General features: G+C 72.6%; 16 protein-coding genes. 6 read left to right on the top strand and 10 right to left on the bottom strand.

The window, feature by feature from the left end; genetic code table 11:
- Positions 1–37: 37 nt before the first annotated feature.
- Positions 38–2,587, top strand: a complete 2,550-nt coding sequence (locus DB32_RS17000) for a hypothetical protein (protein WP_053233507.1) — start codon at positions 38–40, stop codon at positions 2,585–2,587.
- Between the two features lie 415 nt (positions 2,588–3,002).
- Here DB32_RS17000 and DB32_RS16995 read toward each other — a convergent pair whose 3' ends face one another.
- The 5 genes from DB32_RS16995 to DB32_RS16975 form a co-directional block, all read right to left on the bottom strand.
- Positions 3,003–3,773 (bottom strand): hypothetical protein, encoded by a 771-nt coding sequence (locus tag DB32_RS16995; protein WP_053233506.1) that lies wholly within the window; start codon positions 3,771–3,773, stop codon positions 3,003–3,005.
- 95 nt (positions 3,774–3,868) lie between these two features.
- On the bottom strand, positions 3,869–4,372 hold the full coding sequence (locus DB32_RS16990; RefSeq protein WP_053233505.1) for a hypothetical protein: 504 nt from the start codon (positions 4,370–4,372) through the stop codon (positions 3,869–3,871).
- Positions 4,373–4,412: 40 nt separating this feature from the next.
- Positions 4,413–5,516 carry a heparan-alpha-glucosaminide N-acetyltransferase domain-containing protein gene (locus DB32_RS16985; protein WP_053233504.1) on the bottom strand — a complete coding sequence of 368 codons (1,104 nt, stop codon included), beginning with the start codon at positions 5,514–5,516 and terminating at the stop codon, positions 4,413–4,415.
- The gene (locus DB32_RS16980) at positions 5,513–6,787 is read right to left on the bottom strand and encodes a serine/threonine-protein kinase (protein ID WP_053233503.1); all 1,275 of its coding nucleotides are present in this window, start codon (positions 6,785–6,787) and stop codon (positions 5,513–5,515) included. Before DB32_RS16980 ends, DB32_RS16985 begins: the two co-directional genes overlap by 4 nt.
- A complete protein-coding gene (locus DB32_RS16975) occupies positions 6,784–7,950 on the bottom strand; it encodes an FHA domain-containing protein (protein WP_053233502.1) in 1,167 nt (388 codons plus the stop codon). Before DB32_RS16975 ends, DB32_RS16980 begins: the two co-directional genes overlap by 4 nt.
- 106 nt (positions 7,951–8,056) lie before the next feature.
- On the opposite strand from DB32_RS16975, the gene pilB reads away from it, so the two are divergent.
- Positions 8,057–9,763, top strand: coding sequence for a type IV-A pilus assembly ATPase PilB (gene pilB / locus DB32_RS16970; RefSeq protein ID WP_053233501.1), 1,707 nt, complete (start codon positions 8,057–8,059; stop codon positions 9,761–9,763).
- On the opposite strand, the gene DB32_RS16965 is transcribed toward pilB, so the two are convergent.
- The 3 genes from DB32_RS16965 to DB32_RS16955 form a co-directional block, all read right to left on the bottom strand.
- Complete coding sequence (locus tag DB32_RS16965; protein ID WP_053233500.1) at positions 9,741–13,826, bottom strand: non-ribosomal peptide synthetase; 4,086 nt, start codon at positions 13,824–13,826, stop codon at positions 9,741–9,743. The two genes, pilB and DB32_RS16965, sit on opposite strands and share 23 nt — an antisense overlap.
- A 123-nt stretch (positions 13,827–13,949) precedes the next feature.
- Positions 13,950–14,321 carry a hypothetical protein gene (locus DB32_RS16960; RefSeq protein WP_053233499.1) on the bottom strand — a complete coding sequence of 124 codons (372 nt, stop codon included), beginning with the start codon at positions 14,319–14,321 and terminating at the stop codon, positions 13,950–13,952.
- A gap of 19 nt (positions 14,322–14,340) precedes the next feature.
- Entirely contained in the window at positions 14,341–15,624 is a 1,284-nt protein-coding gene (locus DB32_RS16955; RefSeq protein WP_053233498.1) for a CPBP family intramembrane glutamic endopeptidase, read from the bottom strand.
- Positions 15,625–15,902: 278 nt separating this feature from the next.
- Between DB32_RS16955 and DB32_RS16950 the strand changes: the two genes are divergently transcribed.
- From DB32_RS16950 to carA, 3 genes are all read left to right on the top strand, one after another.
- The gene (locus DB32_RS16950; RefSeq protein ID WP_053233497.1) at positions 15,903–16,178 is read left to right on the top strand and encodes a hypothetical protein; all 276 of its coding nucleotides are present in this window, start codon (positions 15,903–15,905) and stop codon (positions 16,176–16,178) included.
- A 122-nt stretch (positions 16,179–16,300) separates the two neighbouring features.
- Positions 16,301–17,620, top strand: a complete 1,320-nt coding sequence (locus DB32_RS16945; protein WP_053233496.1) for a dihydroorotase — start codon at positions 16,301–16,303, stop codon at positions 17,618–17,620.
- Positions 17,617–18,738 (top strand): glutamine-hydrolyzing carbamoyl-phosphate synthase small subunit, encoded by a 1,122-nt coding sequence (carA, locus tag DB32_RS16940; protein ID WP_053233495.1) that lies wholly within the window; start codon positions 17,617–17,619, stop codon positions 18,736–18,738. Before DB32_RS16945 ends, carA begins: the two co-directional genes overlap by 4 nt.
- Positions 18,739–18,832: 94 nt before the next feature.
- Here carA and DB32_RS16935 read toward each other — a convergent pair whose 3' ends face one another.
- Both DB32_RS16935 and DB32_RS16930 read right to left on the bottom strand, forming a co-directional pair.
- Positions 18,833–19,507, bottom strand: a complete 675-nt coding sequence (locus DB32_RS16935) for a hypothetical protein (RefSeq protein ID WP_053233494.1) — start codon at positions 19,505–19,507, stop codon at positions 18,833–18,835.
- Between the two features lie 27 nt (positions 19,508–19,534).
- Positions 19,535–21,310 (bottom strand): hypothetical protein, encoded by a 1,776-nt coding sequence (locus DB32_RS16930; protein ID WP_157069108.1) that lies wholly within the window; start codon positions 21,308–21,310, stop codon positions 19,535–19,537.
- Between the two features lie 94 nt (positions 21,311–21,404).
- Here DB32_RS16930 and DB32_RS16925 point away from each other — a divergent pair, with 94 nt between their 5' ends.
- On the top strand, positions 21,405–22,067 hold the full coding sequence (locus tag DB32_RS16925; RefSeq protein ID WP_157069107.1) for a hypothetical protein: 663 nt from the start codon (positions 21,405–21,407) through the stop codon (positions 22,065–22,067).
- The last annotated feature ends 153 nt before the right edge of the window (positions 22,068–22,220 follow it).

Genomic DNA, 22,220 nt, shown 5'->3' with positions numbered 1-22,220 from the left:
CTTCGCCACGCTCGCGTTGTCTCTGTTCGCACCCCGCGTGAGCGCACAACGGCTCGAGGGCGAGCAGTCGATCGTCCTGCCGGAATCGGAGCCGCTGCACGCCAGCGTCGTCACGTTCGCCGGGGACGGCACCGAGACGGTGATCGTCTACACGGACCGCACGTCGCCCCCCGGGACCAGCCGGTTCGCGGTCCTCTCCGCCGACCACGCGCTCGTGCACACGCCCGACGTGCTCCTGCCGCTCGCGACCGGGCGCCTCGTCTGCCAGTCGGGCGCGTGCGTGCTGGTCGCGCGGGACACCTCGCGCGGCGTGCTGGCCGTCCGCTTCCGGACCGATGGAACCTCGGTCGACAGCGCTCCCCTCGTGCTCTCCGCGACCGCGAACACGTACTACGAGCCGCAGATCGCGCGCACGGCGACGGGCTACCTCATCGCGTGGCGCCAGTGGGGCAGCGGCGTCGGCGGACTCTTCGTGGTGCCGTTGCCGCTGGCGGGACCACCCGGCACGCGAGTCACGCTCCCGGACGGCGATCCGTTGCTCGATTGCCATGCGTCGGGGTGCCTCCTGGCGCGCACCGCCCAGTCCACGACGTCCCTGCAGCGCCTGACCATCGAGGGGGCCCCCATCGGCGCACCCATCGAGCTCGGGGAAGCGACCGGCTACGTGAACCTCCTCGCGAACACCGGCGTGGACTACGTCGTGGCCGAGGGCTCGCTGATCAGCCCCCCGCCCCGACGGTGGCGCGTGGCGTACGACGGCACGATCACGCCCGTCGCGAGCGCCCAATTGCGTGCGTCGAGGATCACCTGCGACGGAGCCGGTGGGTGCTTGCTCCTGGGCACGCCGCGCTGGTGGAGCGCCGACGACACGATCGTGAGCGCAGCGACGAGCGGCTCGTTCCAGGCGGCGCACTGTGCTGCACCTCGTCGGTGCACCGCGCTCGCCGCGTACGGCGCCGAGCTCCACACGGTCACGTTCGACGGAGCCACGCTGCAGGTCGGCGAGGGCGTGCCCTTCCCCCAGCCGTCGGGCGCGCGCGTCCACGGAGCCCCGCTCGCCCTGGCGCACGACACGACGGGGCACCTCGTCCTCTTCGGTCAGCACGGCCGCGACGACGGCTCGATCGGCGCAGCCGTGATCCGCGGCGCGACGCCGGCAGCGATGGCGACGACGACGGGCCTCACGACGTACGGCAGCGCGCGCGCGTGGTTGGCGCGCGGCGACGGAGCGTACGGGCTGCTGGCCCACCGCAGCTCGGGCGTCGACTTCTTCCTGCTGGACGACGCCGGCGTGCCCACGTTCGGACCGCTCGCGATCGTTGGGAGCGCGAACGGCGCGGCGATCGCTTGGAACGGAACGCACTACCTCGTCGCATGGGCGACGTACAACGAGCTCCGCGTGCAGCGGCTCGACGCGATCGGCCAGCGCATCGACGACGCGCCACGCGTCCTGCGCGGCGGCAACGTCTCCGCGCTCGACGTCGCGTGGGACGGCGCGCAGTGGCTCCTGCTGACGCGCGAAGGCAACTCGCGGCTGAAGGCGATGCGGCTCGCCGAGGACGGCTCTCCCCTGGACGCGCCGACCGGCTTCCTCGTCCGCGACTTCGTCGGAGCGGACGCGCGCTTGGCGTTCGGGCGCGACACGTACCTGGCGGTGTGGCGCGACACGCTCTCCGGCGGCACCGCCGTGCTCCGCGCGGCGCGGATCACGCCCGCCGGCGAGGTGCTCGATCTCGGCGGTGACGTCGTCGCGACGCTCCCGACCACGACCGCGACGACCGCCGTGACGTTCGACGGTGCGCGCTTCGTCGTCGGCTGGTCGACGCTCCACGCTGCCGCGCCCGACGGCACGACGCGCGTGAGCGTGCACCTCCGGTCGGTCTCCGTCGACGGCGCGATGGGTCCGGTGATCGACGTCGTGAGCGACGTCGATCTCCGAATCGGCGGAGAGCTGAGCGGCGCGCCGCTGCCGCTCCTGGCGCTCGACTCCGCGGAGCCCGGACGAACGCTCGTCGCCTACACGCGCCAGACGTCGGCGCTCGCGGAGGCGCCGGTGCGCGTGCGCGCGCGCCTCTTCGTCGACGACTCGATGGGCGCCGCGTGCACGACCGACGCGGACTGCGCGAGCGGCGCGTGCAGCGGCGGGATCTGCTGCGAGCGCGCGTGCGACGGAGCCTGCGAGGCGTGCGGGCTCGACGGGCGCTGCGCCGTCGCGGAGGCCGGCGCGGTCTGCCGCGACGCGGTGGGCGCGTGCGACGCGCCCGAGATGTGCGACGGGACGTCGAGCACGTGCCCCGATCTCGTGATCCGCGACTGCGACGGTGGGCTCGCCCTGCCGGATGCCGGGCCGGCCGACGCCGGCACGATGGCCGACGCCGGCACGATGCCCGACGTGGACGCGTCGGTCGTCGAGCCGCCGGACGCCGGCGCGCCGACGTCGGAGCCCGACGGTGGCGTCGTCGCGAGCGCCGGCAGCGCCGGGTGCGCGGTGTCGCGCGCGTCGGGCGATGGCGGACCCTGCACGCTCCTCGCGATGCTCGCGGCCCTCGCGCTGCTGCTCCGGCGACGCAGCACCACGACGCGCTGAGGCGTCGCGCCCTCCGCGTCCGAGGACACGACAAAAACCGTCGTGAATCCGACCCCCTGGACTTCCTCCGTCCACTCCGAAGCTTCCTGCGCCGGTCCCGGAGCTTCCTCCGCGCGTCCCGCGGCTTCCTCCACGCGCGCCGCGACTTCTTCCACGCGGGCCGCGACTTGCTCCACGCGGGCCGCGGCTTCCGCCACGTGGCCCGCGACGTCCTCCACGTGCGCCGCGACGTCCTCCACGCGGGCGGCGACGTCCTCCACCGACCGCGCGACCTGCTCCGCGAGCGCGGCGACGTCCTCCGCGCCCTCCCCCACTCCGATCGGCGCTCCGTGCGTCTCGCGCGCTCGTCTCGCGAGGTGCGCGGACGCCGCGGCGACCACCTCGGTCACCGCGGCGTCGCCTCGCGTGTCGGTGCTCAGCGCTCGGTCGGCGGCTCCACGCCGGGATCGGTGTCGTCGTCACGCTTGCGACGCCGCTCGGTCGTGAGCGGGCGGAAGCCGTAGTCGCGCAGGTCGTGATCCCGCTTGCCGTCGGGGAGGTTCGCGTAGAGGTGCTCGCGGGTCGCGGCGAGCACCGCGCGCGCCTCGCGCAGCGTGGTCTCCTTCAGCGACACCGCGCGAGAGAGATCGGCGCGCGACGTCGTGGTCGCACCGATCACCGCGTTCATGCTCGCGAGCGCGCTCTGCACCGCCTCGGAGACCACCGGCGTGAAGAGCAGCTCGCGCTCGGGCGCGGCCTCCGGCAGCGCCGCGAGCCGCGCGTCTTCGGCCGCGGAGAGCCCCAGCGCGCGCAGCACGCCGCCGAACGTGTCGGGGTTCACGCCATGAACTCCGTACGCGCGGGCCACCGCGGGGTTGCGCTCCCCGGCGCGCGACTGGAGGTGCGAGTCCACGCGCGCCAGCGCGCGGACTCCCGCCGCGAGCGCGTCGCGCCCCGCGCGCGTCGCCTCGAGCTTCACCAGCTCCGACGCCGACACCCCCGGCACCTGCACGCGAACCTCGGCGAGCACGGCGTCGAGCCGCGCCCGCAGCGCCGCTGGCAGCCGCACCGACTCGCGCGTGCGCCGCTGCGCCTCGGTCTCGGTCACGCCGTCGGGCGGCGTGGCGAGCGTCGCGTCCGCGCCGGCCACGACCTCGAGATGGATGCGCACGTCGTCCGGCTGACCGGAGTCACTGATCCCCGCCATGAGCTTCTCCCCTTGTGCGCGCCGGCCCCCACGGATGGCGCGCGCGACGAGTAGAGCGCTCGCGGCGCGAGCACGTCAATGCGCGCTCGCGTCGATCACCACGCGCGGCTCAGCGCGGGCGCGGCGCTGCCCGTCGCGGCGCGCGCCTGCGCGATCGCGCGCAGCACGTCGTCGCGCGACAGCGTCGCGATCGGCGCGATCCACTCGACGAGCTCGCCGCCCTTCGAGAACACGCGCGTCGGGTACGGCGCGCGCGTCATCAGCGCGAGGCCCGCGGTGGCGGTGCGCACCGCCGCGGGGAGGAACCCGTCGCCGTCGACGAGGTACCCGTGCGCGCAGTGGCTCGCGCCGAAGCGCTTCATCAGGTTCGCCGAGGCCTGGCGCGCGGTGTCGTCGAACGACATCGAGACCGTCTTCTCGATCACGGTGATCGACGCGTACTTCCGATCCGAGCTCTCGCGGAGCACGTCCTCCACTGCGCGCTCGATCGCCGCGACGGCCGACACCGTCACGTGCGCGCGCCAGACCGACACGACGAGGCGCGGCGCGCCGAGGAGCGCCCACTGCGGCGTCGCTTCGAGGATCGGCAGGCTGCGCATCGGTCGGCGAACATACGTGACGCCTCCGCGCGCGGGAAGATCACCCGCGCGAGGGATGGCGCCGCTTCTTCGCGCTCGCCCACGCCAGCGCGCCGAGCGCGCACAGGGCGATCATCGCGACCGCGACCGCGATCGCCGCGCCGAGCGAGAGCGTCGGGCCGATCACGCGCGCGAGCCCGATCCCCGCGACGTAGAGCGCCAGCAGGTGCGAGACGTAGAGGAAGAGCGTCTCGCTGGCGATCGTGCGCAGCGCGCGCGGCAGCGCGACCACGCGCGCGCTGGCGATCGCGAGCACCGCCGCGACCATCGCGACCGCCGCGAGGCGCACCAGTGAGAACCCAGGCGACGCCGAGTAGAGCAGCGCATCGCTGGGCCGCGCGATCAGCGCGTCGACGACCACCGACACCACCGCGATCACCGCCGCGGCGATCACCAGCCTCACCCCGGCGCGCGCGCCCGACGTGCGCGCGCCGTCGGGCAGCGCGATCGCGCCGAGCACGACGCCCGCGAGCACGAACCCGCTCCACGGCGAGAGCGGGAAGAGCGAGCCGCCGCTCCGCGAGACGTAGTTGCACACGAGGCGCAGCGCGCTGCCCTCGCACTCCACCCGCGCCGCGAGCGGCGCGAGCGCGATCGCTGCCACCGCGAGCGCACCGCTCGCGATCACCACGTGCGAGGCGCGCCGCGCGAGCGCGCACATCGCCTCGAGCAGGAGCATCGTGACGCCGATGCACTGCAGCACGTCGACGATCATCGCCTCGTCGATCGCGCGCCGCGCGAGCTCGGGGTCGCCGCTCAGCACGCCCGCGGGCGCGTGCAGCAGGTACCCGATCGCGATCAGCATCGCGGCGCGCCTCACGCGCCGGGCGCGCGCCGCGCGATCCGCGCGATAGGTCTCCCAGCGCGCCAGGCTCGAGAGATGGAACGACACACCCGCCGCGGTCATGAACCCGACCGCGGTCAGGCCGCGCACCCAGGTCCAGATCTCGAAGCCGCGCCCGCCGCGCCACGCGTCCGCGAGCAGCGCGTCGATCACGTGCCCCTGGATCATCTGCACGCTCATCACGAGCCGCAGCAGATCGACGAAGTGCGCGCGCGGCGCAGCCTTCCGCTCCGTCGACGGAGCGACGTCGGTGACGCTCATCGCAGCTCGCGCACGACCGCGGCGAGCGCGTCGAGCGAAGGACGCGCAGCGGGATCGGGCCGCACGCACTCCGTCGCGATCGCGACGAGCGCATCGGGCGGCGGCGCATCGAGCTGGCCGCAGATCTCGCGCACCGTCGCGCCGAGCGCGTAGACGTCCATCGCGAAGTGCGCGGGCGCGCCGGCGCGCTGCTCGGGCGGCATGTACGCGAGCGTGCCCTCCGCGAGCCCGTGCGGCGACGCGCCCGCGTCCCCGGTGCGCTGCGCCGTGCCGAAGTCGGTGAGCACCACACGACCCATCGTGCGCAGCAAGAGGTTCGAGGGCTTCAGGTCGCGGTGCACGACGCCGCGCGCGTGCACGTACCGCAGCGCGTCGATGGCGCTCTCGACCCACGGCAGCACCAGCTCGCCGCGGATCGCGCCCTTGCCGAGCCAGGTCCGGATCGAGCCGAGCTCGAGGTTCTCCATCGCGATCGCGCCGAGCGTCTCGTCGACGTCGAGCACGCGGATCACGCCCGGGTGCTCGAGCGACGACGCCATGCGCGCCTCGAGCAACAAGCGCTCGCGATCGGCGCGCCCGCGGCGGTGATAGACCTTGAGCGCGACGGGACGCGCGAGCTGCGTGTCGTCGGCGAGGAACACCGTGCCCGCGCCGCCTCGGCCGAGCTCGCGCAGGAGCTTGTAGCGGCCGCGCGCGAGCGCGCCGTCGGCCATCAGCGTCGCGCCCTCGTCGCGGCGCGGCATCGCCTGCTTCTCGCGCAGCCGCGCGACGCGCTCTCTCGCGCGCGGATAGTCGAGATCGCGCGCCACGATGCGCTCGTAGAGGGAGAGCGCGCCGCGCGCGTCGCCGCGTCGCTCCGCGATCTCGGCAGCGAGCATCCATCCGTCGAGCGGCGCGTCGGGCTCGCGCAGCATCGGCGCGAGCACCTCCCACGCGGTGCTCTCGTCACCACGCGCGTCGAGCCGCTCGGCGACACGACAGCGCAGATCGCTCATCCCGCCGCTCGCGAGCACGCGCCGCGCGAGATCGATCGCGACGACCTCGCGCCCGGCGTCACAGAGCCGCTCGAACGCCTCGATCGCGATCGCCTGATCGTCGGTGCCCGGCTCGGCCGTGCGCTGCGCGAGCGCGACGAGCTTCGCGGCCTCGCGCTCGAACGGATCTTCGGTCTCGGGCGGCGGCGTGCTCGCGACCACCGGGGCTTCGTGCTCGGGCTCGACCACCGGCTCGTCCGCGACGAACCACCCGCGCATCCGGCGCCACACGCTCACGCGAGCACCTCGACGCGCACCCCGCCGACCGTGATCACGTCGCCGTGGAGCAGGTCGACGCCCGCGGCGACGTTCTGCGCGCCGAGCACGACGCTCACGCCGGGATCGGGCTGCATCACGGCGCGATCGTCGACGAACACGAACGTCGCCTGCAGCCCCGCGACGCGCAGCTCGGCCTCGCCCGCGACGACACGCTCACCGCGATCGAGACCACGCACCACGTCGATCGCGATCCCCTGCGCGCCCGGGCTCACGCGCAGCGACACGTCGTCGCCGAGCCCCACCTCGGTCGGGCCCGAGAGCGCGATCTCGCCCGCGACGGGCACGCCCGCGATCAACGTGCCGTTTCGGCTCCCGAGGTCGCGCACCACGACCGCCTCGCCGCGCCGCGCGATCTCGCAGTGACGCCGCGACACCGAGCCGCCGCGCACCACGACGTCGGCGTCGCTGCGCCCGATCACCGCGGGCAGCGAGCCCACGAGCCCGACGCGCGCACCGCCGACGTCGAGGCGCAGCCGGCGCCCGCGCGGCCACTTCTCCTCGATGCGGCGCAGCATCTCCGCGATCGACGGATCGCTCGGCGCGAGCAGCGTCGCTTCGCGCAGCGCACGACGCGCGACGTCGCGCGCGCCGACGCGCGTCGCCATCTCCTGCTCCGAGACCAGCCGGCGCAGCCGCGCGTCGCGCTGCTCCTTCGCGTGCGTCGTCTCGAGCACCTTCTCGAGCCGCTCGATCTCGCCGGCGTGCTCGAGACATCGCGCGAGGTCCTCGCCCCGCCCGAGCAGCTCGTAGCAGTCCGCCGCGTCGACCCACTTCTCCGCGCGCTCGAGCCGCTCGGCCGCGTCGACGAGCTTGCGCTTCGCGTCCGCGCTCACCGCGCCGCGCTCGCGCGCCGACTCGAGCACCGCGACGCCGATGCGCGCCTCGAGGTCACGACGGCCGTCCTCGCGATCCGGCGGCATGAAGCGCAGCGCGTCGACCCACGCCTGCACCTTCTCCTCGACGTTCTTCGCCTGCTCGCCGAGCCGCGTCATCAGCTCCGCGGCCTTCCCCGGGTCGCCCATGTCGACCCACAGGTACGCCGCCTTGCGCAAGTCGCCCTGCACCTCGGCGTCGAGGGCTTGGCGTGCGCGCGTGTCGAAGAGGCGTCGGAAGAAGCTCACTGAGTCCTTCGGCGAGGTGCGTTCAGACCGTCATCGTTGACACCGAGCGGATCCATCCACGACGATCCGACGCTCCTCGCACGCATCTTTCCCCGGAGGCCCCTACGTGAGCAACCGTCTCGGCGAGCTCCTCGTCCGCGAGAAGCTGATCAGTCTCCAGCAGCTCCGGACGGCCCAGGACGAAGCCAAGCGCACCAACTCGTCGCTCGGCTACACGCTCGCTCGCATGGGGTACATCTCGGACCAGGAGATCACCGACTTCCTGAGCCAGCAGTACCGCGTCCAGTCGATCAACCTCGAGGAGTACGAGATCGACGAGGACGTGCGGAAGATGATCTCGCAGGAGGTCTGCGAGCGGCACAAGGTCATCCCGGTCTCGCGCTCCGGCTCGTCGCTGATCGTCGCGATGGCGGACCCGTCGAACCTCCACGCGATCGACGACATCAAGTTCCTCACGGGCTACAACGTCGAGCCCGTCGTCTCGTCGGAAGCCGCGATCCTCAAGGCGATCGAGCGTTATTACGCCGCGCCGGAGATCTCCTACGACCAGATCATGGAGGGCTTCGACGAGGAGGAGATCGAGGTCGCCGGCGAGGACGACGACATCGCTCTCGGCGACCTCGAGCGCGCGAGCGAGGACGCGCCGGTCATCCGCCTCTGCAACGCGATCCTGCTCAACGCGATCAAGAAGCGCGCGAGCGACATCCACATCGAGCCGTACGAGAAGAAGCTCCGCGTCCGCTACCGCATCGACGGCGTGCTCGTCGAGGAGATGACGCCGCCGCTCAAGCTCAAGAACGCGATCGCGTCGCGCATCAAGATCATGAGCTCGCTCGACATCGCCGAGCGACGACTGCCGCAGGACGGACGCATCAAGCTCAAGCTCGGCAAGGGCAAGGAGATGGACTTCCGCGTCTCCGTCTGCCCGACGATCTGGGGCGAGAAGATCGTCATGCGTCTTCTCGACAAGTCGAACCTGCAGCTCGACATGACGAAGCTCGGGTTCGACCAGAAGGCGCTCGACGACTTCAAGTGGGCGATCAGCCAGCCCTACGGGATGGTGCTCGTCACCGGCCCGACCGGCTCGGGCAAGACGACGACGCTCTACTCCGCGCTGACCGAGCTGAACCAGATCGACACGAACATCAGCACCGCGGAAGACCCCGTCGAATACAACCTGATGGGCATCAACCAGGTGCAGATGCACGACGACATCGGCCTGAACTTCGCGGCCGCGCTGCGCTCGTTCCTGCGCCAGGACCCCGACATCATCATGGTCGGCGAGATCCGCGACTTCGAGACCGCGGAGATCGCGGTGAAGGCCGCGCTGACCGGCCACCTCGTGCTCTCGACGCTGCACACGAACGACGCGCCGAGCACGGTCTCGCGCCTGCTCAACATGGGCGTCGAGCCGTTCCTCGTGACCGCGTCGGTGAACCTCGTCCTCGCGCAGCGCCTCGCGCGGAAGATCTGCGAGCACTGCAAGCACGAGATCCAGATCGACCACGCGGGCCTGAAGACCGCGGGCTTCTCCGACGCGGACATCGCCGCGGGGATCCGCGTGATGAAGGGCGCGGGCTGCCGCGAGTGCAACAACACCGGCTACCGCGGCCGCATCGCGCTGTACGAGGTCATGCCGTTCGGCGATCGCCTCAAGGAGATGGTGCTCCAGGGCTGCTCCACCGCGGAGCTGAAGGACGAGATGATCCGTCAGGGCGTGCAGACGCTGCGCATGGCCGGGCTCACCAAGGTGAAGGCCGGCATGACGTCGCTCGACGAGATCATGCGCGTCACCGCAGCGGACCGGAGCTGACGCTCGCGAGGCGCTCCTCGGAGGGCGCCTCGTCCGAGCCGAGCTGCGGGCGCGTGATCACGCCCGAGCGCCGGTCGCGATCACCCTGCTGCGCGATCCACGCGTCGATGCGCCAGCGGACCTCCTCCGCGACCGCGCAGACGTTCGGCTCCTGCAGCAGCGTGAGGTGATCGCCGGGGACGTCGACGATCTGCACGGCGCCGAACACCGCGTCGCGCCATCCGAGGCGCGCCTCGTGGTGGAAGCGAGGCGTGTAGTAGACGTCCTCGGTCGCGCGGAAGACGACGATGTCGCCCTCGTACGGCTTCGGCTTGAACTCGAGCGCGAGCTCGATGTTCTCGAGCGCCGCCTGGAGGTGCGCGTCCTCGTCCTGCAGCGGCACGCCGGCCGCGCGGCGCCAGCGGAGCATGCGGGAGCGCATGGCGCTGCGCTCGCGCTCGACGCGCGCGAGGATCTTCTCGCGCACGTACTCGGTGCCGCCCTCGAGGAGCTTCTCGACGTGGCGCCGCGCGCGCTCGACGGGCGAGACCCACTCGACGGGCATCGGTCCGATCGCGTCGAGCATGCCGACCATCGCGACCTCTTCTCCGGCGTCGACGAGCAGTCGCGCCATCTCGAGCGCGGTGAGCCCGCCCAGCGAGACCGCGAGCAAGAAGTAGGGCCCGCGCGGCTGGAACCGCCGCAGATCCTCGACGTAGAGGCGCGCGTACTCCTCGACGGAAGGCTTGCGGCCCGGAGGCATCGCGAACTGCGCGGAGAGCCCGTAGATCGGCTGCGCGGGCCCGAGCCGCTGCGCGAGCGCGCGGTAGTACGAGCAGCCCGCGCCGAGCACGTGCACGCCGAAGATCGCAGGGCGCGAGCCGGTCGTCTGGATCGGGATCAACGAGGGCGCGACGCTGCGCACCTCGCCGCGGCGCATCGCGTCCGCGAGCGCCGCGACGCACTGCGCCTGCAGCAGCGCGCCGAGCTCGATGGTGTGCCCGGTCTTGCGCGAGATCGCGTCGGCGAGGCGCAGCGCGAGCAGCGAGTGCCCGCCGAGATCGTAGAAGCGATCCTGGATGCCGATCCCGCGCACGCCGAGCGCGTCCTCGAAGAGCGCGAGCAGCGTGCGATCGAGCGCGTCGCGCGGGCCCGCGCTCGGCGCCTCGGAGGCCGTGACGAGCTCGGGCTCGGGCAGCGCGCGCTCGTCGATCTTCCCGCCGCTCGCGATCGGGAGCGCATCGAGGAGCACGAAGCTCTTCGGCACCATGTACTCCGGCAAGCGATCCGCGAGCGCGGCGCGCAGCGCATCGGCGCTCGTCGATGATCGGGGCACGACCCACGCGACGATGCGATCGGCGTCGCCGATCCGTCGCGCTCGCACGATCGCGTCGCGCACCGTGGGCAGCGCGCGCAGCGCGGACTCGATCTCGCCGAGCTCGATGCGGAACCCGCGGATCTTCACCTGGTGATCGGCACGCCCGAAGAACTCGATCACGCCGCGCGCGTCGATGCGCGCGAGATCGCCGGTCGCGTACATCGTGCCGCTGCCCGCGAACGGATCGGGGACGAAGCGCGACGCGTCGAGCTCGGCGCGCGCGTGGTACCCGAGCGCGACCGTGGGCCCACCGATGAACAGCTCGCCGATCGCGCCGTCGGGCACGATCTCGCGCTGCGGGCCGAGCACGTACGCGCGCGCGCTCGCGAGCGGACGACCGATCGGGATCTCGCTGCCCATCGGACGCGGATCGCGCTCGGGGTCGTAGACCGTGCAGCTGATCGTCGCCTCGGTCGGCCCGTACGCGTTGAGCAGGCGCGGCGCGCCGGGCAGCGAGCGGAACGTGTCGAACGCGCGCGCGGACACCTTCTCGCCGCCGATCACCACGAGGCGTACGTGCGCGGGCAGGCGCGTGCCGTCGCGCTCCATGCGGTGCACGAGCTCGTGGAAGAACGCAGTCGGCAGGTTCAGGACGGTGATGCGCTCGCGCGCGATCTCGTCGAGGAAGACGTCGAGCGACTCGCTCGCCGCATCGCTGCGGAGCACGACGCACGCGCCCGCGAGCCACGTCGGGTAGACCTCCTCGAGCGCGACGTCGAACGCGGGCGACGCGAATTGCAGCGCGCGATCGTCGGGGCCGAGCTCGTACTCGCGCATCACCGCGCGGTCGTGCGCGAGCAGCGCGCGATGCGGCACCAGCACGCCCTTGGGCTTGCCGGTCGAGCCCGACGTGTAGAGCGAGTACGCGACGTCCTCTCCGCTCGGCGGCTCGGGCGCGACGCCGGCTTGACCGCGCGCGAGCACGTCCGCGACGCGCATCGTCGGCACGTCGGCGTCGAACGGCGCGCGCTCGCCCGCGGCGATCACCATCGCGACCTTCGCGTCCTCGATCACGTCGACGAGCGACGCCGCGGGACGGCGCAGATCGAGCGGCACGAAGGCCACGCCCGCCTTGAGCGCACCGAGCTGCGCGATGAAGAGGTCGAGCGAGCGCGGCAGCGCGAGCGCGATCTTCGCGCCCCGCGTCGCGCCGAGCGCGGCGAGCCCCGAGGCGAAGAGATCCGAGATCTCGTCGAGCTCCGCGTAGCTCAGCGTGCGCCCGGCGGCCTCGATCGCGAGGCTCGCACCGCGCTCGCTCACGACACGACGCAGCACCGCGCCGTAGCCGTCGCGATCGGGCGCGATCGGGAACGCGGGCGCGCCGCGCGACGCGAGCGCGCGCACCTCGTCCGCCGGGATCATCGCGAGCTCGCCGAGCGCCGCCGAGGGCCGCTCCGCGAACGAGCGCAGCAGCGTCACGAGGTAGCGGAGGATCGCCTCCGCGTGCTCGCGCTGCACGCGCTCGGGATCGTGCTCGAGGCGCATCACGAGGTCGCCGTCGAGGTAACACGCGAGCGTGATCGGTCCCGAACCCTGCTCGTGGAGGCGACAGTCGCGCTCTCGCCACGCACCGCCGAGCGCACGCAGCGCGGTGCCCAGCAGCGAGGTCTCGAACACCACGATCACCTCGCAGAGCGGGCGCCCGCGCGGGATCTGCGAGAACGTCTGCACCAGCGCGAGCGGCGTGTGCTCGAAGGGCCGCACCTCGAGGTGCTGGCGCCGGATCTCGGCGAAGTAGTCGAGCGCCGCGAGCTCGGGCGTGACCGTCGCGCGCACCGGCACCGTGTTGATGAGGCACCCGACGATCTGCTCGCCGCCCGGCACGAGATGACGGCACGCGCGCGTCGATCCGATCACGACGTCGCTGGTGCGCGCACCGCGCGCGAGCACCACCGCGAGCGCGCCCTGCACCAGCGTGTTGAGCGTGAGCCCGCGCGGCCTGCCGATCGCGTCGAGCGCAGCGACCAGCGCCGCGGGCAGGCGCGCCTCGACCTCGACGTGCCGCGGCGTCTCGGTGCGCCCGGTCGGCGCCGGCGCGAGCCACGGGAGCGCGGCCGGCTCGCGCAGCCCGTCGAGCAGCGCGCGGAAGTACGCCTCGGCCGCGGCCGCGTCGAGCTGTGCGAGCGCGTCGACGTGCGCGCGGAACGGCGTCGGCTCGGGCAGCGTGATCGTCTCGCCGCGCGCGCTCGCGTCGTAGCGCGCGAAGACCTCTTCGATGACCGCGCGGCTCGAACGACCGTCGAGCAGGATGTGGTGGAACGTCCAGATCAGCGCCTGCTCGTCCGCACCGAGATCGACGAGCGCGAGGCGCCACGCCGGCCGCGAGAGGTCGAGCCCTGCGCGCCGATCCTCGTCGAGCAGCGCCGCGAGCCCGCGCTCGACGTCTCCTTCGATGCGCGGTCGATCGAGGCGCACCTCGAAGCGCGGGTGCACGACCTGACGCGGCTCGTGCCCGTCGAGCGCGAAGGACGTGCGCAGCGCGGCGTGCCGGTCGGCCACGCACTGCCACGCGCGCAGCAACTGCTCGTCATCGAACCGTGGCGCGCGCACCACGAGCTGCTGCACGTCGACCATGCGCCCGCGAGACAGGCGCGCCTCGACGAGCATCCCGCCCTGCATCGGAGCGAGCGGGTACGTCTCCAGGATGTCGGGATCGCGCGTCAGCATCGGGCCACATGCATCGGAGGCGTACGTGTTCGACGTCATCACAATGGACCGAGCGCGTCAACGCGGACCCGACGAGCGCGGGGAGATTGTCCCGCTAGGTGAGCGCGGCGCGCGCGTGTGAGGTTGCGTGTGGAGCGTCCGCCGACCGTCGGCCCCCCGCGCTCAGAAGGTCGGTTTCCAGACCATGAGCGCGAGGCAGACGGCGAGCAGACCGCACGCAGTCATCCCGGCGCGGGCGCTGCGGCGACCGTCTTTCCCGACCGCCCAGAGCACGACGTTGATCGAGAGGAGCGACGCGGTCGCCGCCCCGACGATCCACGGAGCGACGAGCGACACGCCGCCGCCGAACGCCATCGCCCACCCGGCGATCCACACCGCGCCGAAGCCCGGGCCGGCGACCGCGTAGGCGAAGCGCTGTCGGTCCTCCAGCGCGAGCGGCACGAACGCGCCGACCGTCCCCGCGGCGAGCGCCGCGACCGCGATCAGCTTCACGAACCGGAGCACGAGCAGCAGCTCGATCGGGAAGAGCGGCATCGCGAGCGCTTCTCTAGCGTCAGGTCGCCCCCACGGCGAGCGCTCCCGCCGCGAGCAGCCCGTTGTAGACGAGGTGCGCCACGCACGGCACGAGCGTCGAGCCGCTCGCCGCGCGCATCAGGGTGAAGCCGAGCCCGGCGACGAGCACCGAGACGAAGCCGCCCCAGTTCCCCCAGTCCTGCGGGGCATGCGCGATGGCGAAGAGCAGCCACGCGCCCGCGATCGCGACGAGCTCGCGACGCGCGCCGCCCGGGCCGCGCAGCGCGCCGTAGACGAGGCCACGGAAGAACACTTCCTCCGCGATCGGCGCGACCACCGCGAGCGCCGCGAACGAGAGCATCCCGCTCGGCCAGCTGACGAACGCCTCGACCGGCGCCTCTCCGGTCGACGGAACGAGCGCGAGCGCCACCCGCGCGACCAGCGAGAGCACGACCCCCGCGACCGGCGCGAGCACGAGCCAGGCGACGTTGAACGGCAGCGCGAGGCGTCGGGCGCGCGGCGGGTCGCCGACCCACGCCGGCGCGTGCGGAGCGCGCACGAGACCGAGCGCGGCGGTGCGCGCGCCGTCGACGCTCGGACGCACCAGCGCGTACGCCACCGCGATCTCGGTGGCGGCGAGGGCGAGCCCGCCGAGCAGCCCTGCAGTCGGTCCTCCAGACCCGAACGCGCCGATGACGACCCCGGTCGCGAGCACCACCGCGACCCCGAGCGCCGCGCGCAGTGCGCCGCGCGGCGCGGCGTCGTGGGCCTCGACGGGCGCGCGCGCGCTCATCAACAGGACGAGCGCGATCGCGATCGCCAGCGCGCCGAGCACGATGCCGAGATCCCCCTGGCCGAGCGGGCTCCGCGCGAGCACCCGCGCGCGCACTTCGATCCCGTCGATCCCCGGCTCGCGCGCGAGGTCGATCGCGACCGGCACCGCGTCCTCGTCGATCGCCAGCTCGCGCACGCGCGCGAACACCACGCAGGCGCCCTGCTCCGAGCGCGCGACGCCTTCGAGCAGTGCGGGATCGATCGCGAGGCCGAACATCTCCTCGGCGCGATCGCTGCGCACGACGGCGATGCGCCCGGCGCCGCTCCACCGCAGCGCGTCCATCGGGTCGCGCGCGCAGAGCTCGAAGGTCGCGTCGTCGCCGCGCAGCAGACGCGTCTCGAGCAGGCGCGACGATCCTCCCGCCGTCCACGCGCCGACCGCCTCGAGCTCGCGCGCCTCGAGCCCGCTCACCCGCGCGAACGCGGCCCCGAGCGCGATCACGAGCGCGACCGAAGCGACCACCAGCGCCGAGGAGATCGCGCGCGACACGCCGTCATCGTACCCAGCCGGCGAGGCGATTGGCACGATTCTGTACGGCCGTTGCCGCGATCTGAGGGTGCCGCCCGCGATCCCGCGCGCTGCTCGACCGCGACGGAAACGGCCGAATTCGCGCGTCCACGAACGCGGACAGCGAATTTCTTCGTTCGCCGGATCACGAGTGATCCCGTATGGATCAATCGCTATTCTCGACGTGACGTGACCATCGGTGAAAATACGTTGCGTGTCAGTGCTTGTCTCGTGCGCGATCCTCGCGTAGATCGCTTCCCATGCGCATCAGCAACTCGTTCTCGGAAGGCGAGATCCAGGTCATGGATTTCATCCTCACGACCCTCCTTCGCGGCGGCACGCCGAACATGGCGGTGCGGAGCAAGGATTTCGCGTCGTTGTGCCGCAAGGTGCAGTCGATGAAGTCGCGCGCGGCGGACGTGAAGACGGGCGCGCCTGTCAAGCGCGGCGAGCCGGCGCAGTCGTCGGTCGGCGTGATCGGCGCGGCGGACGACTCGGTCGACGAGAGCGCCGACGACTTCCGCGACGTCGGCTGAGCGCGGGACGGGATCGCGCGTGATCCGCCCGTGAATCACGCGCGATCGTCGAGGCGACCAAGGGATCGCACGCGCGTCCCGTCTTGACGCGGGGGCGGCGCTCCACTAAGCGCGCGCACCGTATGACGTCCCCGAGCGAGCGAGTGAGCGGGAAGGCGGACGTGATCGTCCTGGCGGGAGGCCGGGTGATCGACCCGAGCACGGGTCACGACGGCGAAGCCGACGTGGTGCTCGAGGGTGGCAAGGTCACTCGGGTCGGCCGCGATGCCGCCCGAGGGATCGAGGGCGCTGCAGTGCGTCGGATCGACGCGCGGGGACGCTGGGTCGTCCCCGGGTTCATCGATCTGCACGTGCACTTCCGCGAGCCCGGCCAGGAGTACAAGGAAGACATCGCGTCGGGCCTGCGCGCCGCGGCCGCGGGTGGCTTCACTGCGGTGTGCGCGATGCCGAACACCAAGCCGGTGAACGACAACCGCGCGATCACCGAGCAGATGGTCGCCCGCGCGAAGGAAGCAGGCGGCCCGCGCCTCTTCCCGTTCGGCGCGATCACGCTGGGCAGCAAGGGCGAGCAGCTCACCGAGATGGCGGACATGAAGGACGCCGGCGCGGTGGGCGTGAGCGACGACGGCCTCTGCGTGATGAACGCGGCCGTCATGCGCCGCGCGCTCGAGTACGCCGCGACCTTCGACCTGCTCGTCTCGCAGCACTGCGAGGACCACCACCTCACGGCGGGCGCGCAGATGCACGAAGGTGCCATTTCGACGAAGCTCGGGCTCCGCGGATGGCCGCGCGAGGCGGAGGACGTCATCGTCGCGCGCGACCTCGTGCTGAACCAGCGAGCCAAGGCGCGCTACCACGTGGCGCACGTCTCGACGAAGGGCGCGGTCGCGCTGATCCGCGAGGCGAAGGCGCGCGGGCAGCGCGTGTCGTGCGAGGTGACGCCGCATCACCTCCTGCTCACGGATCACGAGCTCCTCGGGTACCGCACGGCGTGCAAGGTGAACCCGCCGCTGCGCGAGGCCGAGGACGTCGAGGCGATGGTCGAAGCGCTGCGCGACGGGACCATCGACTGCGTCGCGACGGATCACGCACCGCACAGCTCGCTCGAGAAGGACTGCGAGCTCGCGGCCGCATCGCCGGGGATGATCGGGCTGGAGACCACGATCCCGCTGCTGCTCGGGCTGGTGCACCGCGGTGCGCTCTCGGCGACGCGCTTCGTCGAGGCGCTCACGAGCGGACCTGCCCGAGTGTCGGGGATCCGCGGAGGCTCGCTGCGCGTCGGTGAGCGAGCGGACGTGACGGTGATCGACCCCGAGACGCGGTGGACGGTCGGGCGCGAGACGCTACGATCGAAATCCCTGAATTCTCCGTGGCTCGGCAAGGAGCTGCGGGGTGCGTGCGCGATGACGATCGCGGCCGGAGAGGTGGTGTTCGAGCGATGACGCGGCGGAACGCGCGGAAGGCCTGGATCGCGCTGGCGGACGGGACGGTCTTCGAGGGATGTGCGGCAGGCGCCGACGGCGAGACGACCGGTGAGGTCGTGTTCACGACGGGCATGACCGGGTACCAGGAGGTCCTCACGGATCCCTCGTACTGCGGACAGATCGTCGTGATGACGGCGCCGGAGATCGGGAACACCGGCGCGACGACCGAGGACGACGAGGCCGGCAAGCCGTGGGTCGCGGGGTTCGTGATGCACGAGCTCTCGCCGATGGCGAGCAACTGGCGCAGCCAGGAGACGCTCGACGCGTACCTCCGGCGCCACGGCGTGGTCGCGATCGACCGCGTCGACACGCGCGCGCTCACGCGGCACATCCGCGACCACGGCGCGCAGGCGGCGGTGATCGGGACGAGCTCGCCCGAGGCGCTCGTCGCGAAGGCGAAGGCCGCGCCCTCGATGGCGGGTCAGGACCTCACGGGCGCGGTGACGACGCGCGAGCCGTACGTCTGGGCCGAGGGCGCAGGCGTGTGGCACGTGCCCGAGGGCGAGCCGACGCGGCACGTGGTCGCGGTCGACTTCGGCGTGAAGAAGAACATCCTGCGCTGCCTCGTGGACCACGGGTGCCGCGTGACGGTCGTGCCCGCGACGACGAGCGCGAAGGACATCCTCGCGCACGATCCCGACGGCGTGTTCATCTCGAACGGCCCCGGAGACCCGGCGGCGGTCGCGCACGGGATCGAGACGGTGCGCGAGCTCGTCGGGCAGAAGCCGCTCTTCGGGATCTGCCTCGGGCACCAGATGCTCGCGCTCGCGCTGGGCGGGAAGACCTACAAGATGAAGTTCGGCCACCGCGGGCTGAACCACCCGGTGAAGGATCTCGCGACGGGCCGCGTGGAGATCACGACGCAGAACCACGGGTTCGCGGTCGACGCGGAGTCGCTCGCGGGCAAGTGCGACGTGACCCACGTGCACCTGAACGACGGCACGTGCATGGGCCTCGAGCACCGCGACAGCGGGGCGTTCTCGGTGCAGTACCACCCCGAGGCGAGCGCGGGACCGCACGATGCGCGGTACCTGTTCAAGCGGTTCGTGTCGCGGATGGATAGCGCGAAGCGCTGAGAGCACGGCCGAGCACGCGCAGGCGGCACGTGGACGAGGCACGCGGGACGAGCACGTGCACGCGCACGTGTCTCGCCTGCGGGCCGCGTCGTGATCAGCCCTCGCGGGCGAAGCGCTCGAACTCGATCCACTCGCTCGCGAGCGCTGCGCAGGCGCGCTCGCTCAGGATCGGGATCTCGTAGGGTGGTGCGAGGGCGAAGTCGCTCCCGTCGTGCTCGGTCACGACGAGCACCGGCCAATCGCGCGTCCACCGCTCGGGTTGGCAGATCCGGATCGGCCACGCTGACCCTGGTACCGGGATGGCAATGACCTCCGGGACGGCGAGGTCGATCGGACGCGGTGGGCGCTTCTCGATGCGCGCGCGACCGGTCGGCACGATCGCATGCAGGTCCCGCATCGACCGCGCGAGCTCCTCGTCGTGCGGCACGGCGAGGATGTAGTCCTCGGGCTCGCCGTGCGCGGGGTCCTCCTCGGGATCCTCGGCGGTCCGATCCCACGTCTCCCAGCTCGACCACACGATCCGTGTCTTGTGCACCGGCGTGAAGGACAGACCACTCAGCCCGGAACGCTCGAGCGCACCGCGGACATCGTCGTTCACGAGGATGTTCCCGGGGTACGTGATCGGCGGAACGAACGGACCCGTTCGCTCGAGTGGGATGCGACCGTCAGCACGGCGCGGCGCGTGCGTCGTCATGCCGTGCACCAGGATCGCGCCGTAGTCGCCCCATGGCGCAACCGCGCGCGGTTGGTAGAGCGGGTCGAGAGCCATCGCCGGAGCGTAGCGCTTCGTCGCGCGTCATCGCGCTCTTCGGCGCGTCACGAGCCACACGAGCGGCGCGAGCGCGAGCCACCAGCCCGCCCCAGCGCTTCGCGCGCCCGCGCGGCAGCCGCACCCTCCCCCGCCTTCGAAGTCCGTCGTGCCCGCGTCCATCGTCGGCTGCACGCCGGCGTCGATCTCCTCCACCGGGCACGCGCGCGGCGACGCGCCCAGCGCCACCTCGACGACCTCCATGTCGAACGGCTCGTCGCCGCCGTGCTCGCGCCACGCGTCGTACGCGACCTGGCCCCAGCTGCGCCCGCCGAGCGCGGGGTCCGCGCTCGCCGGCGCTTCGTCGCGCAGGAACTCGACGTACTCGCGCGTCGTCGCCTGCATGCGCAGCCGCGCCCGCAGCGTGAGCGTGCCCTCGCCGCAGAGCTCGCCGAGCGTGTAGCTCGCCTCGTCCCAGTGGCGATAGCCGCCCGCGCCATCGCCGTAGTCACGACCGAGCGGCGCTGCGTCGATCTCCGCGGGCGGCGCGAACCCCTCCGGCGGGATGCGCGTGTCCTCGATCAACGTGTCGTTGAGCACGAAGTGGAAGCTCTCTTCGCCGCGCACGCCGAGCTTCACCTCGTACGTGCGCAGCTGCGCGTCGCGCTCGAGCGTCGCGGTCTCGTCGTCGTAGCGCCCCGAGCCCGCGACCACGCGCCCCGTCGCGTCGACGACCTCGATCTGCAGCCACACCCGGCGCCCTTCCGGGTACCCGGTGGGCAGCTTGTGGCCGCTCTCGTTCGTCACGCGCACCGTCGCGGTCGCGACGTCGCCCTCGAGCGCGCTCGACGTGATCTCGACCGTCGCCGCCTCGCGCAGCATCGACTCCGCGCGCATCGCCGAGCGCTCGAGGAACATCGCCGCGTCCGCGTCGTGCTCGCGCACGCTCGCTGCGATCGCGCGCGCCTGCCACGTGCTCGCGCCCGCGAGATCGTGGCGGCTCATCTCGGGTCGCGCGTCGAACGCGACGTCGTCCGACGCGCGCTGCGCGACCTCGGGCATGTGGCAGCTCTGGCAGGTCTCGCCGCGCGCCGAGAACGCGCTGTGCTGCCACTCCGAGTACGTGCGCTCGATCGCGAAGCGACGTCCCGTCGGCTGCATCGCGCCGTCTTCGAGCCGGAAGCCGTCGTGCAGCGGGTTGTGGATGTCGTGGCACGAGCCGCAGAGCGCACCGCTCGACAGGTACGGGTCGAGGATCGTCGGGTGCCGCGGGTCCTCTCCCTCGGCGTACTCGTAGGGGCCGCGACGCGCCTCGCCCGCTTCGCCGTCGGCGAGCAGCAGCTGCGCGTTCGAGATCATCGCGGCGTCGGGCGGCTCGGTGATGCGATGGCAGACCATGCATCCGATGCCGTCGCGATCCGCCGACAGCGAGCCGTCGTCGGGGCGCAGCCGCTCGGGGAACGTCGGGTTGCTCGCGTGGTACTCGGGGAGCGAAGAGCGCCCGCCGAGCCACGCGTTCGGCGTGTGGCACCGCAGGCAGAAGTCGCTCGCGCCGGGCACGTCTTCTTCGGCGATCGCGAGCGCCGCGAGCACCACGGGATCACGCGCCGCGTGGCTCATCATCGAGCCCCGCCACGAGTCGTAGGGCTCGTAGTCGTCGTCGGCGGCGTACGCGCTGTGGCACATGCGGCAGGTGCGCGACGACTGGATCGGCAGCGTGATGCCGTTCTCCTCGCCCACGGGCTGCGTGCCTGGTTGGAAGATCTGCGCGCTCGCGGTCGACGACACCGCGAGCACGATCAGCACGACGAGAGTCCGACGCACGGTCGTCGAGGATAGCGGATCGATCTCGACGTCACCCCGACCTTGCCCCGCCCAGCGCGCCGGTGCGACGCTCGCCGCGACCAAGGGGGGCTCGATGGCCAGGACCGACGCTTCGGTGATCAGGCTCGCGATCGCGTACAACAAGATGCACGACAACGGGCTGCTCGAGCGGCTGCCCGAGCCGCTGCGGGGCGACGCCGTTCCGCGGCAGATCGCCGAGCACGAAGCGGCGCTCGGAGGCCGCCGCGGCGCCGGGGCGATGGAGAGCGGCGCGGTCGGCGAGGCCCAGCGCATCTACGCGAGGACCGAGCGGCTCCTCGTGCGGGTGCGGCATGCGGTGCTCGCGGCGTACGACGATCCCGACGACCCGCGCATCGACGCGATGGGCGCGCTCGGCGTCGGCGCCAACCAGAGCGAGAACCAGGGACGCCTCGAGAACCTCGCCGCGACGCTCGCCGACCCGGTGGCGCGCGGAGAGATCGCGCTCGTGCCCGACCTGCTGCCCGCGGCGCTGGGAGAGCACGCCGCCGCGCACAAGGCGATCAACAAGACCAAGGGCGGCACGACGGCGGATCGACAGACCGGCGCGAAGACGCTCGACGAGGAGCGCGCCGACACCCGCGAGATGCTCAAGCGCGTGAAGGGCTTCCTGATCTCGCAGCTCGGCGAGGAGTCGCTCGGCCAGTACGGCTTCGGTCTGCCCGCGCCGGCGACCCGCCCTCGGCTCAAGAAGAGCGAGCCGACCCCCGCGACGTGACGATCGATGCAGCGCGGCGCGCAGCGGGCGGACGGAGCCGCACCGCGCGCGCCGCGCCCCGTCCTGCCGCAGGACGAACGGCGGCTCCGAGATCCGCGCCCCGTCCTCCCGCGGGACGACACGCGGCACCGAGATCCGCGCCCCGTCCTCCCG

The sequence above is a fragment of the Sandaracinus amylolyticus genome (assembly GCF_000737325.1).
GTDB lineage: Bacteria > Myxococcota_A > Polyangia > Polyangiales > Sandaracinaceae > Sandaracinus > Sandaracinus amylolyticus.
This window is presented reverse-complemented; position numbering and strand designations above follow the sequence as displayed.

Bases quoted from the DNA above. Each gene is read 5' to 3' on its own strand.
- DB32_RS16995 (WP_053233506.1), bottom strand. From the start codon at position 3,773: ATGGCGGGGATCAGTGACTCCGGTCAGCCGGACGACGTGCGCATCCAT.
- DB32_RS16990 (WP_053233505.1), bottom strand. From the start codon at position 4,372: ATGCGCAGCCTGCCGATCCTCGAAGCGACGCCGCAGTGGGCGCTCCTC.
- DB32_RS16985 (WP_053233504.1), bottom strand. From the start codon at position 5,516: ATGAGCGTCACCGACGTCGCTCCGTCGACGGAGCGGAAGGCTGCGCCG.
- DB32_RS16965 (WP_053233500.1), bottom strand. From the start codon at position 13,826: ATGACGTCGAACACGTACGCCTCCGATGCATGTGGCCCGATGCTGACG.
- DB32_RS16960 (WP_053233499.1), bottom strand. From the start codon at position 14,321: ATGCCGCTCTTCCCGATCGAGCTGCTGCTCGTGCTCCGGTTCGTGAAG.
- DB32_RS16950 (WP_053233497.1), top strand. From the start codon at position 15,903: ATGCGCATCAGCAACTCGTTCTCGGAAGGCGAGATCCAGGTCATGGAT.
- DB32_RS16945 (WP_053233496.1), top strand. From the start codon at position 16,301: ATGACGTCCCCGAGCGAGCGAGTGAGCGGGAAGGCGGACGTGATCGTC.
- carA (WP_053233495.1), top strand. From the start codon at position 17,617: ATGACGCGGCGGAACGCGCGGAAGGCCTGGATCGCGCTGGCGGACGGG.
- DB32_RS16935 (WP_053233494.1), bottom strand. From the start codon at position 19,507: ATGGCTCTCGACCCGCTCTACCAACCGCGCGCGGTTGCGCCATGGGGC.
- DB32_RS16925 (WP_157069107.1), top strand. From the start codon at position 21,405: ATGGCCAGGACCGACGCTTCGGTGATCAGGCTCGCGATCGCGTACAAC.